The 1694-nt window shown below is 68.9% G+C and carries 1 protein-coding gene; it reads right to left on the minus strand.

All coding sequences use genetic code 11. The annotated features are described in order from the left end of the window. The coding region (locus tag ADY01_RS35480) for an acyltransferase domain-containing protein (RefSeq protein ID WP_234320548.1) at window positions 1–1603 on the minus strand (1603 nt) is incomplete at its 3' end. Window positions 1604–1694 lie beyond the last annotated feature (91 nt).

Below are 1694 nucleotides of genomic sequence, written 5' to 3' on the forward strand. Positions count from 1 at the left end.
CCACACACCACACCACCACCCCCGGAACAACCTCCCCCAACTCCACCGCACGACCCAACGACCCCATATCCGCAAACCGCACCACCTCCACCCCATCCACAACCAACCCCTCAACCACCGACTCCGAACCCACCACCACCCACACCCCCCCACTCACCTCAGCGCTATCCCCAGCAGCACCACCAGCCAGCTCCACCCACTCCACCCCGAACAACGACTCACCCACACCCGAATCCACCACCCCCAACAACCCCACATCCACCGACCGCGCCACCATCGAACCCACCACAGCCACCAGCTCACCCACCGAATCAGCCAACTCAACCCGCACCGCATCACCGCCAACACCCGTCAGACGCACCCGCACCGCGCCAGCACCAGACGCCAACAGCCGAACACCACGGAAGGCGAAAACGAGCCGGGTTTGCCCGTCTTCGCCGTCTCCTGCTCCAGTGCCCAGCAGCGACACCTGAAGCGCGGCGTCGAGCAGGGCGGGATGGATCCCGAACCGCCCGGCGTCCTGGCGCAGCTCCTCCGGCAGCACCACCTCCGCGAACAACTCCCCACCCGACCCACGCCACGCCGCCCTCAACCCCTGGAACGCCGGACCATAGGCATAACCACGCCCGGCAAGACCCTCATAAAAGCCCTCCACATCCACCGGCCGAGCACCCACCGGAGGCCACACACCACCCGCATCCCACACATCCGAACCCCGGCCCGAAGCACCCCCCACCAACACCGCCACCGCATGACACGTCCAGGGATGATCGATATCCTCCTCAGCCAGCCGGGAGTAGACCATCGCCTCACGACGGCCATCCGGCTCTCCAGCCCTCACCCGCACCTGAATCTGAACCCCTCCACGCTCCGGCAGGAGCAAAGGTGCCTGAAGGGTGAGTTCCTCGATCTCGTCGCAGCCGACCTCGTCGCCGGCGCGGATCACCAGGTCCACCAATGCGGTCCCCGGCACGAGAACGGTTCCGTGGACGGCGTGATCGGCCAGCCAGGGATGCGTCGACAGCGACAGCCAACCCGTCAGCAGCCACTCGTCGCTGTCGGCCATCCCCACCGCCGCCCCCAGCAGAGGATGGTCCGCCGCTCCGAGCCCGAGCCCTCGTACGTCTCCTGCGCCGCGCGAACGACCGGCGTCCAGCCAGTACCGCTCCCGCTGGAAGGCGTAGGTGGGCAGGGTGACGTGGCGGGGGTGGTCGCCGGGGAAGATCGCGTTCCAGTCCAGGTCCACCCCGTGAACGTGGGCCTGTGCGGCACTAGCCAGGAACCGTGCCATCCCGCCCTGATCCCGGCGCAGGGTCTCCACCACCGCGCACTGAGCCCCCGCCTCCGCCAGCGTGTCACCGATCCCGGCGATCAGCACCGGATGAGGGCTGGCCTCGATGAACACCCCCGCACCCGCCTGCGCCAACGCCGCCACCACCGGAGCGAACCGCACCGGCTCGCGCAGGTTCCGCACCCAGTACCCGGCGTCGAGGGTGGCGGTGTCCACCACCTCACCCGTCACCGTGGAGTAGAACGCCACCCGCGACGACACCGGCACCACACCCGCCAGGGCCCGCAGCAGCTCCTCGCGGATCTCCTCCACCTGCGGACCGTGCGAGGCGTAGTCCACCCCGATCCGCCGCGCCGAGCTGGTCCATGCCGGTGCGGTTGATGCCCTGCTCGCGACACAGCCG

The sequence above is a fragment of the Streptomyces sp. SBT349 genome, assembly GCF_001083795.1.
GTDB lineage: Bacteria > Actinomycetota > Actinomycetes > Streptomycetales > Streptomycetaceae > Streptomyces.